The sequence below is a fragment of the Chitinophaga sp. 10T418 genome, from assembly GCF_056394125.1.
Genome location: NZ_JBFTHG010000060.1, coordinates 1 through 551 on the forward strand (window position 1 = coordinate 1; position 551 = coordinate 551).

Sequence of the window (551 nt, forward strand, 5' to 3'; positions counted from 1 at the left end):
GTAGGCGTTCCCGTTACAACGATAGACTCACTGAAATGTGCTTTGAAGCGTAGCCCTTCRCCGAGGTGATAAGTGCCGTTGGCAGGTACATCTACGGCTGTAATAGTAGGCGCCGTGCCATCATACACGCGGCTTAAAATATTGGAGGCTGTATTGTTGTTGTTACCCACGTTCACGGCTACACTGGCGGGTACCTGGATAGTCACGGTGCCATTAGCAGTAGGTGTTACCAGTACAGTGTAGGTAATATTGTCTGTTGTTTGGAATGCACTTAAGGTCGCATTGGTAACGGTGATATCTCCGACTACAAATCCGGTCACCGCTTCGGTGAAAGTAATGGTAGCTGTGAATGGTTGATTCAGCGGAGACGTAGCGCTGGCAGTCACCGCCACGCCTGGTATGTTTGTATTTACGAGTACGCCTGTGGTATTTATCGCAGGAAGTGTAAGTACGGCATTGTTACCGGCTGCATCTTTTATAGTACCTGTGAGCGCAGCGCCCAGGGTAATGCCGTCCATGTCTACATCTCCGGCCTGCACTATATAGAGGAA

At 49.8% G+C, this 551-nt stretch carries 1 protein-coding gene; it reads right to left on the bottom strand.

The features are described from left to right. On the bottom strand, positions 1-551 hold a 551-nt coding region (locus tag AC1DCV_RS35775), incomplete at both ends, for an Ig-like domain-containing protein (protein ID WP_477027681.1).